This is a genomic window from Sphingomonas sp. QA11 (assembly GCF_028473665.1).
Lineage (GTDB): Bacteria > Pseudomonadota > Alphaproteobacteria > Sphingomonadales > Sphingomonadaceae > Sphingomonas > Sphingomonas phytovorans.
The window spans coordinates 382,197-395,587 of the sequence record NZ_CP098774.1 but is presented as its reverse complement, the minus strand read 5'-3'; the positions used below and the strand labels follow the sequence as shown (position 1 = coordinate 395,587).

Below are 13,391 nucleotides of genomic sequence, written 5' to 3'. Positions count from 1 at the left end.
CCTTCGATCGCGAATAAGGGCTATGAATAATTGCCCCTCGAAAGATCAACCCGATCGGGTATCATCGGGGGCGAGTGGGGCGCATGATGACCGCGGGGTCCGGGGGGCTGCTGAAAACCAGGGTGGTGGCAGGAGGATTTATCCTCCTTGCGCTGTTGCTTGTCGCGGCCAGCTTTGGCGGCTGGGTAATCGACAGCGACGCCCTGAAAACTTTCGGCATCCCCGGCTTCCCGATCCGGCCCTGGGCAGCGGTGGGCTTTGCGTTCCTCGCACTGGCCGCTGCCGCGCCGATCCTGGAGAAAAGGCGCCTGGCAACGCTCCTCGCCATCGCGCCAACCGTGATCGCGACCTGGACGATGCTCCGCTACATGGGGGCCATCCAGATCGAGCTGTACCACCCCTTCTTCCCGCACCAGCTTGCCCGCACCGGCCTGCGATATCCAGGGCTTCCCTCGATCGGTGCGGCGTTCTCCCTCCTGCTGCTGTCCTTCGCCGTCCTCCTCATCCCGCACCGTTCCCGCCGCATCGACGATGTCAGCATCCTGCTTGCCGGCACCGCGTTGCTCGCCGCCGTTGCCGGCATCATCATCATCCTGCTTCTCCCGTCCCAGGCCGGCGCGTCAGCCGAGTTTCTCAGTTCGCTGCCTGACAGCCTGATCAGCATCGCCATCGCCTTCGCCCTAATCATCCCGCGATCAGAGCGTGCCTGGAGCACGATCCTGTCCGGCGGCGGCGAGGAATGGCGGTCGTTTCGACGGGCGATTCCGGCGATCCTGATCCTCCCCATCCTGCCTTCGCTCGTCGCGACCGGGATCGTCCGGCATAAGCTGTTGTCGGACCTCGGCGCCGACGTCGCGGTGGTCACCGGCAATATCCTCATCGTCGGCGGTCTCCTCGCCTGGGCGACCTCCCGGATGCTGCAGCAGCAGGGCGAACTTTCCTACCTCGCCCGTGCGCTCGACACGTCGAACGTCGCGCTCGTCTTTCCCAATGGCGTGATCGCCCATTGGTCGGTCGGCTGCGAACGCCTGTACGGCTATTCGCGCGAGGAGGCAGTGGGACGGCGCAAATATGAATTGCTGCGCACACGCTGCGCTGGCGGCAAAAGGCCCGACCTCCTGCTGATGGGATCGGAATATGAGCAGGAACTGATCGAGACCCACCGCGACGGCAGCGAAATCCATGTGATCGAACGGCAGCAGCCCGCCGACATGCCGGATCGCGAATCGATGATCATCCTGAAGCTGCTCGACATCACCGAGCGCGTCCACGCAGAGGCTGCGCTTCGGGCAAGCGAGCAGCGCCTGGCGCTGGCGATGGCGGCCCATGAGGTCGGGGTTTTCGAATGGGATGTCGCAAGCGGCGCGTTCCACTGGTCACCGGGGGCTGAACAGCGGCTCGGCTTCGAGAACGGGACGATGCGCGACTTCGAAAGCTGGCGCGCGCTGATGCTGCCGGAGGACGAGCAGAGCGTACTGGATACGATGACCGAGGCAGTCGCGTCGCGCGCCGAGAAATTCAGCTTCCGCTATCGCCTCCGCCCGGTCGATGGGCTTTCACGGTCGATCGAGGGATCGTCCCAATGCATCTATGACGATGACGGTAATCTGGTTCGCACCGTGGGCGTCTGCCTGGAGACGACCGAACGGGATGCCCGCGAGGCAGCGCTACGGGCACGCGAGGCACAACTCCGCTCGATCCTCGAGACGGTGCCCGAGGCGATGGTCGTCATCGACGAACATGGCGATATCCAGAACTTCAGCAGCACGGCGGAACGTATCTGGGGATATCGCGCCGACGAAGTGCTTGGCAGGAACTTCGTGATGCTGGCGACCGAGGAGGAAGGCCAGCGCTACGCCACCGCGCTGCGCAGCTATGTCGAGACGGGAAAGACTACTGCGGTCGGCCGGACCGTACCCGGCACCGGCCTCACCGCGGACGGGCGCGTGTTCCCGGCGGAGATCGAGGTCGGGATCGCGCGATCCGGCGGGGAGCTTCGCGTCACCATGTTCTTCACTGACATTTCCGAACGCCTCGTCACCGAAGAGCGGATGAGTGACCTCAACAACGAGCTGGCGCATCTGGCCCGCCAGGGCGCGATGAGCGAGCTCGCGGCGGATCTCGCCCATGAGCTCAACCAGCCGCTCACCGCCGTCTCCAATCTCGTCGCCACCGCTCGGATAATGACCGAGCGTGGTGGCGATCCCCCGGCGATCATCGACCTGCTCAGGATGGGCGGCGAGCAGACGCTTCGCGCCGGCGAGATCATTCGCCGCATGCGCGCGTTCATGGCGAAGCGCGACGTGGACATGCAGGCCGAGTCGCTGGCCGAACTGGTCCGCGACACGGTCGATCTCGTGATGGTCGGCACCCGCCCGTTCGACACCCGTCTCGATTTCGATTTCGATCCCGCCGCACCCCGCATCTTCGCCGACCGGGTCCAGGTGCAGCAGGTCCTGGTTAACCTGCTACGCAACGCGATCGAGGCGCTGCGCGACCTGCCCCGCGCCAAGCGGCGAATCTCGATCAGGTCGCGGCGGCTCGACGATGCGATGGTCGAGATCGAACTGAGCGACAACGGCCCCGGCATCCCCGCCGAGATCCTCGACAACCTCTATGAGCGTTTTTCGACGACCAAGCCCGAGAGCGGCATGGGCATCGGCCTGTCGATTTCCCGCCGCATCGTCGAAGCGCATGGCGGCACGCTGGTGGGGGAGAATCTGCCCGGCCATGGCGCGTCATTCCGCTTCACCCTGCCCGTCGCTGAAGACAATCCGGGCGAAGAGGGGGCGTGACGTACCGGCCGGCGCCGGACAGGACTAGGAGACTGGCTGGGGCGGCAGGGTTCGAACCTGCGAATGGCGGCATCAAAAGCCGCTGCCTTACCACTTGGCGACGCCCCAGCAGGGATTCCGTCAAAACAGCGCTTTGACGGAAGTCCCGGAGCGCAGCCCTTTAGGGACCGCGCTCGATTCCCGCAACGGCTCTATCGACTCAGTCGAGCCGATCCAGCCATCCGTGCGGATCAGGCGCGTTGGCGCGCTGGATATCGGTCAGCGCGTTGAGCATGCGCAACGTCGTCTGGCCCGGACCGCCGGTGCCGATGGTGAAATCGCCGCCACGCATCTTCATCTGGCCGATCGGCGCGACCACCGCGGCGGTACCGCAGGCAAACGCCTCGCGCAGCCGGCCGCTCTCCGCATCGGCGCGGCACTGGTCGATCGAATAAGGTTCCTCGCGTGCGGTCAGCCCCATGTCGCGCGCCAGCGTCAGGATCGAGTCCCGGGTGATGCCGGGCAGGATCGTGCCGGTCAGCGGCGGGGTGACGAGCGTGCCGTCATCGAACACGAAAAAGATGTTCATGCCACCGAGTTCCTCGATCCAGCGGCGTTCGGCCGCGTCGAGGAACAGTACCTGGTCGCAGCCCTGGCGAATCGCCTCTGCCTGCGCGACGAGGCTGGTGGCATAGTTGCCGCCACACTTCGCGGCGCCGGTCCCGCCGGGCGCGGCGCGGGTATAGTCTTGCGACACCCACAAGGTTACCGCCGACGCGCCGCCCTTGAAATAGGCGCCGACCGACGACGCGATCACCGCATAGATATATTCGGCCGATGGCTTGACCCCGAGAAACACCTCGCTCGCGATCATGAACGGCCGCAGATAGAGCGAACCGCCGCCAGCCGTCGGAATCCACTCATGATCGATCCGCACGAGCTGCCGGATCGATTCGAGGAAGAGGTCCTCGGGCAGTTCGGCCATCGCCATCCGCTGGGCCGAGCTGCGGAAGCGCGCGGCGTTGGCCTCGGGCCTGAACAGCGCCGTGCCCCCGTCGGCGAGGCGATAGGCCTTCATGCCTTCGAAAATCTCCTGCGCGTAATGCAGCACGGCAGAGGACGCATCCATTTGGAACGGTCCTCGTGGCTCGACGCGCGCGTCATGCCATCCCTCGGTTTCATTGTAGCGGATCGTCACCATGTGGTCAGTGAAGACTCGCCCGAATCCGGGATTCTCAAGAAGGCGCGCACGCTCGTTCACATCGACGGGCGCCTGATGCGGCACGTGCGTAAAGGTCAGGCCAGCGCCCGCGCGTCCGTCGATGGTTATGTCGAGCATGGTTCCGTTCTTACAATTTGTTACAATTTCTGGGTTGAAGCCTAGTAGGGAAGCGACCAAATCCGGTCAACATGGCAGCCCCATCAACGTCAGCATCGCCGCTTTTCCTGCGAGAGCCCGAGCTCCGCCGCGGCATGGAGTTGCTCTACTTCGGCAACAGCCACCTCACGCGTGCGATCGATCGCGGGCTTGCGGCCCAGGGCCTCGGCCGGGCGCACCACCGCGCGCTCTATTTCATCGCGCGCCAGCCCGACATGACCGTCAGCGATCTGCTCGCTCTCCTCGCGATCACCAAGCAATCGCTCGGCCGCGTCCTGACCGAACTGGGCGATCGCGGGCTGGTGGAGACGCGACCCGGCGAACGCGACCGGCGGCAACGCCTGCTGCGCCTGACTGATGCCGGAAGGGCACTCGAGAACGAACTGTTCGAAGCGCTGCGCGAACGGCTGTCCACGGCCTATGCCAGCGCCGGGCAATCAGCCGTCAGCGGCTTCTGGGCAGTGCTCGAAGGACTGATCCCCGAAAACGAACGCCCCCGTATCGAGGGCTTGCGGGCCTGACATCGCCCCAGATGCCGGCTAGCGCGCCGCGGCCGCCATTTCAGCATTGCGGCGCGTGGACGCGGCCAGGGTTTCACGCAGTAGAATCTTCAGCGCATCGTCGTGATCCAAGACATTCAGGCCCTCGCGGGTCGAGCCGCCCGGGCTCGCGACTCGGTCCGCCAGCACCGCAGGCGAAACATCAGCCTCAGCTGCCAGCATGGCCGATCCCTCGACCGTGGCGATCGCCATGCGCTGCGCCTGATCGGCGGGCAGGCCGAGCGCCACGCCGCCCTGCGCCAGCGCGTCGATGACACGGTAGAGGAAACCCGGCCCGCTTCCGGCAAGCGCCGTCACGACATCGAACAAGCCCTCGTCGGCAATCCACTCGACCAGACCGAGCGGCGCCATCAGTGCCGAGACCGAGTCGCGAGCCCTGGCGTCGGCATCATCCGAATGGAGCCCGACCACTCCCCGGCCGATCCCGACCGGCAGATTGGGCATGGCGCGCACGATCGCCCCGGCATCGAATCGCCTGCCCAGCGCGGTACCCTCGACACCCGCGAGGATCGAGACCAGTACCGGCACGCCCGAGAGCCGGCCGGCGAAGCGGCCCGCAATCTCGTCGAGCTGCTGGGGTTTCATCCCCAGCATCACCATGTCGGGCAACGGACCTTCAGGCAGCTCGCGCGCCTGTCGCACGCCCTTAGGCAGATCGCGATCGGCACGGTTGACGACATCGACCCGATCCGCCGTGACCACACCGGAGGCAATCCAGCGGCGCAGCATCGCGCCGCCCATGTTGCCGCAGCCGATCAGCCAGAGATTCTCCAGGCTCACGCCTCGCCCTGGGTCTCGGTCATCGCCGCGGCAAGGGCTTCCTTGGGCGTCTTGCCGCCCCACAGCACGAACTGGAACACGGGGTAGAAGCGTTCGCACTCGTCGATCGCCGATTCCACCAGCAGTTCAGCCGCGCCGAGCGACATGGTGCCGTTCTCGCCCTCGATCATCGCGGCATGGCGATACAGCAGGATGCCGCTGGACGACCAAAGCTCGAAATGGCCGACCCAGAGCTGCTCGTTGATCAGCCCGATCGCCTCGTAGATCGCGCTTCGGCGCTCGTCGGTGACACGGATATCCGGGAAAGTGAGGAACTGGATGACACTGTCCTCGTCACGCCAAAGCGCCCGGAGCTCATATTGAGTCCAGCTGCCCTTTACCTTGGCGATGACCTCGTCATCCTGGCGCTCATGCTCCCAGCCATGCGCCGCGAAATAGCTTTCGAGCATGTCGATGGGCGCGGCGTCGTCGCGTTCGTAATCGGCTTCGTCGAGCATCACGCCATGCCTCCCGCTACGATCATGACACCATATCTGGTGCCGCGATACTGTCGAACGCACAAGGCGGGGGTGGATAGGCCTGTAGAAAAAACTGTGGAAAAGATCGTCAGGCTCCTGCTTTGGTCTTCTTGGGGGCGGCCGGGGCTGCCTTGGCCTCGAGCGCGTCGAGCCGCGCGCGCAACGCATCCGCATCGTCGCGGGCCGCCGCGGCCATGGCTTTCACCGCCTCGAACTCGTCGCGGCTGACGAAATCGAGACCGCCGATCCACTCCTTGGCCCTGGACCGGGCGCCCTGCTCAGCTTCACGGCCCATGCCGGCCAGCGTGCCGGCGGCGCCGTTCATGAACTTCACGAAATCGTCGAAAATCTTGTTGTCGGACTGCATCGGGTGATCTCGCAAAATGGCGTTCAGATATTGATGATCTGGGACGTCGAGGACGACGGCACAAGGGTTTCGGCCCCGGGATTGAGCTCGGCGATCCGGTACATCAGCAGCCCGGCATAGACCAGCCATGCCAGATACGGCACCAGCAGCCACGCCGCGCTTGATCGAATCCGCCCGAACAACATCGTCGTAGCGAGGGCGAGTACGAACATCACGCCGATCGTCACCAGTGACCAGGTCACCTGGTGCATGCCGAAGAACAGGGGCGACCAGACCAGGTTCACCGCCATCTGGACCGTGAACAGGGTGATCGCGGGGCCGCGCAGCCGCGATCCGCGCGCATGGATGATCATCGCCAGCGCCACGCCCATCAGGATATAGATCGTGGTCCAGGCAGCCGGGAAGGCCCAGTCGGGCGGCGTCTCGGCGGGTTTGACGAGCGCGGCATACCAGCTGTTGGCCGAACCGCTCGGCGCCAGCCGGGCCGATGTGAACCCGAGCAGCAGGATGAACGGGACAGTGACGACCGCCCAGCGCATGAACGCCAGCCGGAGCTGCTGTTTCGATGCGATTTCCCTCAAGCTTCCAAACCCTTCCAGTCCCCCGCACCGTTCGCGCGAACAGTTGGCGATCCACTATAGAAGAAGGCGGAGGCAATTCATCGGATAAATTTCGCACATGCGAACGGAATCTGCCTCACTCCGTTTCAGGCGGGTTTCCGCCGACTCGTTTCGCCGCCAGCAGGAACTCGATATTGCCTTCCGGGCCAGTGATCGGGCTCTCGGCAATGCCCTCGACTTGCCAGCCGCGCGATTGCACCCAGGCCGAAACCTCAGCGCAGACACGCGCATGCACGGCCGGGTCGCGCACCACGCCGCCTTTCCCGACTTCCTCCCGCCCCGCCTCGAACTGCGGCTTCACCAGCGCGAGCAATCGTGCCTCTTCCTTCGCGAACCCCATCGGCACGTCGAGCACCTTGGCAAGGCCGATGAAACTCGCATCGCACACGATCAGGTCGACCGGCTCGGGAATATGCGTCGCCGTCAGAATACGCGCGCTTGTCTGTTCGTGGACGATCACGCGCTGATCCTGACGCAGCTTCCAGGCGAGCTGGTTGGTGCCGCTGTCCACCGCATAGACCCGTGCTGCGCCGCGCGTGAGCAGCACGTCGGTGAAGCCGCCGGTCGAAGAGCCGACGTCGATGGCGACCGCACCCGTCACGTCCCAGCCGAAATGATCGAGCCCATGCGCCAGCTTGATCCCGCCACGCGAGACCCAGGGATGATCGCGCCCGCGCACATCGAGCACGACGTCCCCCCCGACCTGCTGCCCCGGCTTGTCGATCTTGCGGTCGCCCGCGAAGACCAGCCCGGCCATGATCAGCGCCTGCGCGCGCGTCCGGCTCTCGGCAAGGCCGCGATCGACAAGGATCTGATCGGCGCGAAGCTTGGCCATGTCCCGCCCCTAGCAAGCCGGATCGTGCCGGGATAGCCTCGCCACGCGGAGCGCGAACCCTGCCGGCTGAAGCCATTCCCGGCCCATCATGGGTCCGTTTCGGACTGTCGCAATGGCTGCGCATTTGGTCGCAGCAGCTATTGCCTATCTAATTAGTAGGAATAAGTTTCGAGGCGGGAGGCGTGGTCGCCCGGCGTCCCCCTAGAGCTTCGAGCGGCCACGTCTCTCCCCTTGTTGAAGGAGTACGCACGATGGGAAGCTTTTCGCCCCACGACCCGGCCCAGCCAACGATCCTGACCGTCCCCGGTCTCGGCGGATCCGGCCCTTCGCACTGGCAAAGCCTGTGGGAAAGCGCCCGGCCGGATACCGTCCGCGTCGAGCTCGGCATGTGGAATACCCCGCATCGCAACGCCTGGGTGACCAAGCTAGACCAGGCGATCCGATCGGCGCAGGCGCCGGTCATCCTCGCAGCGCACAGCCTTGGCTGCCTCGCCGTGGCCTGGTGGGCCGAACTGACGCGCCAGCCCTATGGCTGGCCGGTCGCCGGCGCGTTGCTAGTCGCGCCCGCCGACGTCGATCTCCCCGATGCGCAGGTCGATCTGAAAGCATTCGCGCCCACGCCGATCGCCCCCCTGCCCTTCCCGTCGATCCTCGTTGCGAGTCGTGACGACCCGTGGATCACGATCGAGCGCGCCCATAGCCTCGCGGCGACATGGGGCAGCCATTTTGTCGATGCGGGCGAACAGGGCCATATCAACGCGGCCAGTGGGATTGGCTGGTGGAGCGAGGGGCAGGAATTGCTCGATCGAGTCATCCATGCCGCCGGCGACCGCAAGGGCCGCCCCCGCCCGCCCGGCGACGCGCGCTCAATCCTTGCGGTCAACGCGACGGATGCGGCACAGTCTCACTATCTGGGCGAAAGCGCACGGTAGCGGCACAGGCCCCTCCCCTTCGGGGGAGGCGCTGAAAGATCACTCCAGGAACAGATAGCCAGGATCGAATTCGGCAAAGCTGCGCAAGGCAGCCCAGTCGAGGATCGTGGCGGTGCCAGCACGGAACTCGACCAGCCCCTGTTCCCGCAACTGCCGCAGCATGCGATTGGCATGGACCGGCGTCAGCCCCGTAGCATCGGCGAGGTCGATCTGAGTCAGCGGGAAGGCGAAGCGCATGCCGTCGGTCATGCCGACGCGCTGGAGCCGCATGTACACCTCGCAGAACAGGTGCGCGAGCCGCACCGCCGCGGAGCGCGCGCCGATCGACACGATCCATTCGCGGTTGATCGCGGCATCGATCAGCGTCGATCGCCACAGCAATTCAGTCAATGTCGGCGATTGCTCCGTCAGGGCGCGGATCGCCGGATGCGGGAACAAGGCGACCTTCACCGCCGTCAGGGCGGCGACCGAATGTTCGAGCCGCTTCAGCGGATAGCTGTGCAGATCGACGAAATCACCCGGCACATGGATCGCGAGGATCTGCCGACGGCCCTCCGGCGTGTCCTTGTAGCGCTCGACAAAGCCTTCGAGCAGCAGGGTGCATTGAGTCAGCGGCACCTGCTGGCGCACGATGATCTGCTTCGCCCTGAATTCAGCGGTACGCCCGACCGCTGCTTCCAGCGATGCGGCCTCGGCTTCGCTAAGCTTCGGGGTCTGATGGGTTTTCAGGAAATTTCGTGTGTACATTTCGATACCTTATCGGAACCGTCCCGGTCGTGCCTGCGTTTTTGTTAATCCGGGAAAGGTTATTTTGCCATGCCGACCAAGGCCCATGACGTTCCAACGACGGTGACCGCGGAGGAGGGCGAGGTGATGCTTGATGGGCCAGCCGGCCTTGCGGTTTCCTTCACTCCCGATGCGGCGTTTAAATCGGCCAGCGCAATCGCCGCCGCGGCCGACGAAGCGCAGCGGCAGTCGAGGCAGACCAAATCGCCCAAATAGACTGCCGTTTACCACAGCCCGGAGGGCCGTCTTAACCCTGTTCGTGCCACTGGAGGCGAATGCACTTCGCCAAACTCTTCCGCAGCCGCTGGGCCGCGTTGATCTGGGCGGGCGGCATCTTGTGGACAGCGGTCGACGTCGCCGGCTACTCCCCCTCCCGTCAACCTGACAATCAAGCTGCCGGCGCAGTACCGACTGATGCGACCGGAGAGGTAGTTCAGAACAGCGACCTCGTCGCACTCGCCGCTGCCCTCAACAGCAACTAGGTACCTGGTCGTCGCGAACTAGGTACCTGGTCGTCGCGCGGAAAATCATCGCTGCGATTCCATCACACCAGCGCTCGATTCAACCCAGCGGCACCAAAGCTTATCCACCCATCATGTCGATGGGCATACCATCCAATCCACTCCCGAAGCTTACCCGACAACCCGTGAAGTGCACCATCGACATGAAATGCTCTCGAAATGACCCTGGAGACAAATTCATGTCTATTTTCGCAAGGCGTTCACGGTTGGCGTATATTATGGTCTCTAGCATTTGCTGGCCGGCCTACGCGCAGACAAACCTCCAGCACGTCTCCAACAACACCGCCCTGCAAGCTACATCCACTGTCACGCTACAACAGATCGTTCGTGACGGATTCTCCATGCCGGGCGATTCTCCACCTGTCACCTTCGTTGCTAGCGCCAGCGCATGCTCCCTGAACAGCGGCGCCGGCGATGGCGTCTCGCAAGTACCGAGCGCGAATGGGAAATGCTGGCTTGGATCGATCACGGTCCCGGATATCCGAATGGCGGGAGCAGCGACAACCGCCTCCTCCTCCGTCAACGCAACCGCCCTGATCAACACAGTCAATGCCGCAGGGACCGCCTATGTACCACTGGGGCAGTACCCGACAAATATCGGCTCTTCGTTGATGCCCGCTCCTTTAAACGGGATTGGCCAGATCGGCGATTCTATGGGGAACCGGCGAGCACCGAAATTCGATCTGATCAACCAAGCGCCTTCAGCTCTGGGAATTTACTCGTCGCCCGACACGGCGTTCAATGGCGACTGGCGTCATGGCGGAGGGGAAGAGTACCGCATCTATGGTACGGCCACGCTGGGTCAGCCCTCGACGGGCTATCAATTCACGCCTGAAGCGTCACCGCACTATCTCTCGGTGTATAATGCATCCGGCTGGAATCAATCGACCTCCGGCAATGACGGCCGCACTGCGGCGGTCGGTCATCGCATTCAAAGCTATCAGGCTGGGCAAGGCGATCTCATCAACTTCAGCGGCACATGCTTCGTAACCGGCCAGCGAGCGGGCGCCACCAACTTCCTCGCCAATCCCGCATGCAGCCTGTTCGCCGGAGATGCCTTCGCCGGCCAGGATGGGGTATATCTCAACCCCATTGAGATCAATCTCAACGATCAGGGCAGGGACGTGGCCGGCATCGGTGCAGTGTTCAACCTGTTGCGCACGAATACGACCGGGAACCTCGGCACCATGTGGGCCGGCGTGAGGCTGCAACAGAGCGGTAGCGGCGCCGTCGACACGGCGTGGAGCGCCACCGGTAAATACCGGTTCGGCCTTGATTTCTCAGGCGCGACGTTCGGCACGGACCAGGCCGTACTCACCCTCACTAGGGGTCAGCGAATTTACGGCAACACCGCCAATTCAGACCCCAATCTTCGTTTTCCCACCGCGCTTGGGGGCGACTGGATATCCAACGAGGCCACCGTCCAGGGCTGGAACTTCGTCGTCGGTGGTTCCAGCCAGTTTCAGATCAATGCATCGCAGGTCACTGCCCTTCAGCCAGTGGCGGCCCTGGCCTTCACGGGAAGCCTGGGCAACTCGGCAGTTACACTTGCCGGATCCAGTTCCGTCGGGTCCGGTGCCTCAGTGGCTTGCGCAACGGGGCATAGCTGCGATCAGGTTTCAGGCACTTATACGCTCAATACCGGCAGCGGCTCGCTGTCCCTCGGGCCCGTCTTTACACTGACGTTCAGCGTGGCGCGTGGCCATGTCCCAAATTGCGTGATCAACCTCCAGCGGAACGGAGTCTTCCCCACGCCCTTGCTCGTAGCCAAGACAATGGCGACGGCCGGCCTCACCTTCTATCCCGGCGCTCCGCTTGCAGCATCCAGCAGCTACGATCTGGACTATTTCTGCGGCGGCTCATGATGGCGTTTTCCTGACAAGCTGATCGTGCGTGTCGGATCTGGAAAGGCAGGTATCGTTTTCAACAAAAAAACGATGCGACAACAAATAGCTAAAGCAAGCAGCACGCCCTCGAATTCGGGCTGCTTGCTCTAGCGCCCAGCAAACAGGAACGCGGCGGCGCCGATCAGGCAGAGAAACGCGCCCGCATGCCGCCAGCTCAGCGGCTCGCCCAGCACCGCCACCATGAAGACACCGAACACCAGCAGCGTGATCACTTCCTGCGCCACCTTGAGTTGCCCGCCGCTCCAGCCCGAAGCGTAGCCAAGTCTGTTGGCGGGCACCGCAAGGCAATATTCGAACAGGGCGATGCCCCAGCTGATCAGGATCACCCAGATCAGTGGTTTCGTCATCCCGCCCTTCAGATGCCAGTACCAGGCAATCGTCATGAAACAGTTGGACGCGACGAGCAGCAGGATAGTAGGCACGGGCAGGATCCTCCGGAAATCCCGCTATGCCCGTACTAGCTGGAACGGCAAGCCAGCGGGGGCATTTTGGGCTGGGTGAAGGTCGCGTCCCGCCCCTTGCCGCGCAACTCATAACCGCGGGCGGCGTACCAGATGCCCGAGGCGGGTCGCTGGCCCTTGAGCACCGCCACGACTTTCCCGGCCGAGCGCACCGTCGCTGTATCGGCGCCATTGTCGAAGCGGACATCAATCCGGCTGCCGTCGATGCAGCGATAGCGCGCCGTCACGATATCGGTTGCCGGAATGGCGGTGACCGACATCGGCTTGCCGCCCTGGCTCGGCTTGAGGTCCACGCTACTGATATGCCAGCTTTTCTGCGCGGGCGTGGCTCCATCGATGTCGCCCACACGGTGAAGTGTTGCGCTGCCCAGCAGATAGACCGGCGCGGCGCCCTGTTTCAGCCGCCCGTAGACCTGCACCGGTACCGTGACATGGCGCTGGCCGGCACCCGCATCGACCTCGCCCGGCGCGCCGATATTGGCGTGATATTCGGAATATCTGGCGAAGCTCGCGGCAAAGGCGTCCGCGCTCATCCCCGACGCTTTTCCGCCATCATCCCACAGCGCCCAGGCCTGCCGATATTTGCCCTCGCCGAGCAGCGCGTAATAGGTCTGGACGACGTTCGCCGCCCCCTGCGCGCTCTCCGGCGTGAAGGGCGCTTCGGAGATCGGCGTGCGATCGTCAGGCAGTCCGCCGGGCGTGCCGGGTTCCGGTGGGGTCAACGGGGCTGGCGTCGCGGCCGCGACCGGCGCGGCTTCGACGGCGGGCACGGCCTGCTCCGCGGTCTGGCCATTGGCATAGGCATCGACGCTGCCCTGCGCCTGCACGGCCGCCGTGTTGATATCCACGCTGTTCCCGGCAGCTGGCTTGCCCGGCGAGCAGCCGGCGGCGAGGATCAAGGGAAGCGCAACGAGATACCGCATGGGATCGAACCTTGTCGGTGGAAGGGGAA

The 13,391-nt window shown here is 64.3% G+C and carries 15 protein-coding genes and 1 tRNA gene; 6 read left to right on the top strand and 10 right to left on the bottom strand.

All coding sequences use genetic code 11. The annotated features are described in order from the left end of the window. The first annotated feature begins 83 nt into the window (after positions 1 to 83). Positions 84 to 2,795 carry a PAS domain S-box protein gene (locus NDN01_RS01920; RefSeq protein ID WP_272625451.1) on the top strand — a complete coding sequence of 904 codons (2,712 nt, stop codon included), beginning with the start codon at positions 84 to 86 and terminating at the stop codon, positions 2,793 to 2,795. Positions 2,796 to 2,828: 33 nt separating this feature from the next. Here NDN01_RS01920 and NDN01_RS01915 read toward each other — a convergent pair. Next, positions 2,829 to 2,903 (bottom strand) — tRNA-Gln (locus NDN01_RS01915). A gap of 91 nt (positions 2,904 to 2,994) precedes the next feature. Continuing rightward, complete coding sequence (locus tag NDN01_RS01910; RefSeq protein WP_272625450.1) at positions 2,995 to 4,113, bottom strand: branched-chain amino acid aminotransferase; 1,119 nt, start codon at positions 4,111 to 4,113, stop codon at positions 2,995 to 2,997. Between the two features lie 71 nt (positions 4,114 to 4,184). On the opposite strand from NDN01_RS01910, the gene NDN01_RS01905 reads away from it, so the two are divergent. Beyond that, the gene (locus NDN01_RS01905) at positions 4,185 to 4,673 is read left to right on the top strand and encodes a MarR family winged helix-turn-helix transcriptional regulator (RefSeq protein WP_272625449.1); all 489 of its coding nucleotides are present in this window, start codon (positions 4,185 to 4,187) and stop codon (positions 4,671 to 4,673) included. Between the two features lie 18 nt (positions 4,674 to 4,691). Here the strand turns inward: NDN01_RS01905 and NDN01_RS01900 are convergent, their stop codons facing one another. From NDN01_RS01900 to NDN01_RS01880, 5 genes are all read right to left on the bottom strand, one after another. Then, entirely contained in the window at positions 4,692 to 5,453 is a 762-nt protein-coding gene (locus tag NDN01_RS01900; RefSeq protein ID WP_443025277.1) for a pyrroline-5-carboxylate reductase family protein, read from the bottom strand. Positions 5,454 to 5,488: 35 nt separating this feature from the next. Next, positions 5,489 to 5,989, bottom strand: coding sequence for a YbjN domain-containing protein (locus tag NDN01_RS01895; protein ID WP_272628456.1), 501 nt, complete (start codon positions 5,987 to 5,989; stop codon positions 5,489 to 5,491). A 109-nt stretch (positions 5,990 to 6,098) separates the two neighbouring features. After that, the gene (locus NDN01_RS01890; protein WP_272625447.1) at positions 6,099 to 6,377 is read right to left on the bottom strand and encodes an accessory factor UbiK family protein; all 279 of its coding nucleotides are present in this window, start codon (positions 6,375 to 6,377) and stop codon (positions 6,099 to 6,101) included. Positions 6,378 to 6,400: 23 nt separating this feature from the next. Next, on the bottom strand, positions 6,401 to 6,958 hold the full coding sequence (locus NDN01_RS01885; RefSeq protein ID WP_272625446.1) for a TspO/MBR family protein: 558 nt from the start codon (positions 6,956 to 6,958) through the stop codon (positions 6,401 to 6,403). A 115-nt stretch (positions 6,959 to 7,073) separates the two neighbouring features. Beyond that, entirely contained in the window at positions 7,074 to 7,832 is a 759-nt protein-coding gene (locus NDN01_RS01880) for a TlyA family RNA methyltransferase (protein ID WP_272625445.1), read from the bottom strand. A gap of 251 nt (positions 7,833 to 8,083) precedes the next feature. Here NDN01_RS01880 and NDN01_RS01875 point away from each other — a divergent pair, with 251 nt between their 5' ends. Continuing rightward, positions 8,084 to 8,764 carry an RBBP9/YdeN family alpha/beta hydrolase gene (locus NDN01_RS01875; RefSeq protein WP_272625444.1) on the top strand — a complete coding sequence of 227 codons (681 nt, stop codon included), beginning with the start codon at positions 8,084 to 8,086 and terminating at the stop codon, positions 8,762 to 8,764. Between the two features lie 39 nt (positions 8,765 to 8,803). On the opposite strand, the gene NDN01_RS01870 is transcribed toward NDN01_RS01875, so the two are convergent. After that, entirely contained in the window at positions 8,804 to 9,511 is a 708-nt protein-coding gene (locus NDN01_RS01870; RefSeq protein WP_272625443.1) for a Crp/Fnr family transcriptional regulator, read from the bottom strand. Positions 9,512 to 9,580: 69 nt separating this feature from the next. Here NDN01_RS01870 and NDN01_RS01865 point away from each other — a divergent pair, with 69 nt between their 5' ends. The 3 genes from NDN01_RS01865 (at position 9,581) to NDN01_RS01855 (ending at position 11,936) form a co-directional block, all read left to right on the top strand. After that, positions 9,581 to 9,766 carry a hypothetical protein gene (locus tag NDN01_RS01865; protein ID WP_272625442.1) on the top strand — a complete coding sequence of 62 codons (186 nt, stop codon included), beginning with the start codon at positions 9,581 to 9,583 and terminating at the stop codon, positions 9,764 to 9,766. A gap of 59 nt (positions 9,767 to 9,825) precedes the next feature. After that, positions 9,826 to 10,032 carry a hypothetical protein gene (locus NDN01_RS01860; RefSeq protein WP_272625441.1) on the top strand — a complete coding sequence of 69 codons (207 nt, stop codon included), beginning with the start codon at positions 9,826 to 9,828 and terminating at the stop codon, positions 10,030 to 10,032. Positions 10,033 to 10,250: 218 nt separating this feature from the next. Further along, positions 10,251 to 11,936: a hypothetical protein gene (locus tag NDN01_RS01855; RefSeq protein WP_272625440.1), complete on the top strand. Its 1,686-nt coding sequence runs from the start codon at positions 10,251 to 10,253 to the stop codon at positions 11,934 to 11,936. Positions 11,937 to 12,064: 128 nt separating this feature from the next. On the opposite strand, the gene NDN01_RS01850 is transcribed toward NDN01_RS01855, so the two are convergent. Continuing rightward, positions 12,065 to 12,400, bottom strand: coding sequence for a DMT family protein (locus NDN01_RS01850; RefSeq protein ID WP_272625439.1), 336 nt, complete (start codon positions 12,398 to 12,400; stop codon positions 12,065 to 12,067). Positions 12,401 to 12,435: 35 nt separating this feature from the next. After that, entirely contained in the window at positions 12,436 to 13,362 is a 927-nt protein-coding gene (locus tag NDN01_RS01845) for an MliC family protein (RefSeq protein ID WP_272625438.1), read from the bottom strand. Positions 13,363 to 13,391: the final 29 nt, after the last annotated feature.

What these genes read in the sequence shown, in the direction of transcription:
- NDN01_RS01905 (WP_272625449.1), top strand. Translation starts at nt 4,185, where the DNA reads ATGGCAGCCCCATCAACGTCAGCATCGCCGCTTTTCCTGCGAGAGCCC.
- NDN01_RS01870 (WP_272625443.1), bottom strand. Translation starts at nt 9,511, where the DNA reads ATGTACACACGAAATTTCCTGAAAACCCATCAGACCCCGAAGCTTAGC.
- NDN01_RS01860 (WP_272625441.1), top strand. Translation starts at nt 9,826, where the DNA reads ATGCACTTCGCCAAACTCTTCCGCAGCCGCTGGGCCGCGTTGATCTGG.
- NDN01_RS01910 (WP_272625450.1), bottom strand. Translation starts at nt 4,113, where the DNA reads ATGCTCGACATAACCATCGACGGACGCGCGGGCGCTGGCCTGACCTTT.
- NDN01_RS01880 (WP_272625445.1), bottom strand. Translation starts at nt 7,832, where the DNA reads ATGGCCAAGCTTCGCGCCGATCAGATCCTTGTCGATCGCGGCCTTGCC.
- NDN01_RS01855 (WP_272625440.1), top strand. Translation starts at nt 10,251, where the DNA reads ATGTCTATTTTCGCAAGGCGTTCACGGTTGGCGTATATTATGGTCTCT.
- NDN01_RS01890 (WP_272625447.1), bottom strand. Translation starts at nt 6,377, where the DNA reads ATGCAGTCCGACAACAAGATTTTCGACGATTTCGTGAAGTTCATGAAC.
- NDN01_RS01875 (WP_272625444.1), top strand. Translation starts at nt 8,084, where the DNA reads ATGGGAAGCTTTTCGCCCCACGACCCGGCCCAGCCAACGATCCTGACC.
- NDN01_RS01865 (WP_272625442.1), top strand. Translation starts at nt 9,581, where the DNA reads ATGCCGACCAAGGCCCATGACGTTCCAACGACGGTGACCGCGGAGGAG.
- NDN01_RS01845 (WP_272625438.1), bottom strand. Translation starts at nt 13,362, where the DNA reads ATGCGGTATCTCGTTGCGCTTCCCTTGATCCTCGCCGCCGGCTGCTCG.
- NDN01_RS01900 (WP_443025277.1), bottom strand. Translation starts at nt 5,453, where the DNA reads ATGGGCGGCGCGATGCTGCGCCGCTGGATTGCCTCCGGTGTGGTCACG.
- NDN01_RS01920 (WP_272625451.1), top strand. Translation starts at nt 84, where the DNA reads ATGATGACCGCGGGGTCCGGGGGGCTGCTGAAAACCAGGGTGGTGGCA.
- NDN01_RS01895 (WP_272628456.1), bottom strand. Translation starts at nt 5,989, where the DNA reads ATGCTCGACGAAGCCGATTACGAACGCGACGACGCCGCGCCCATCGAC.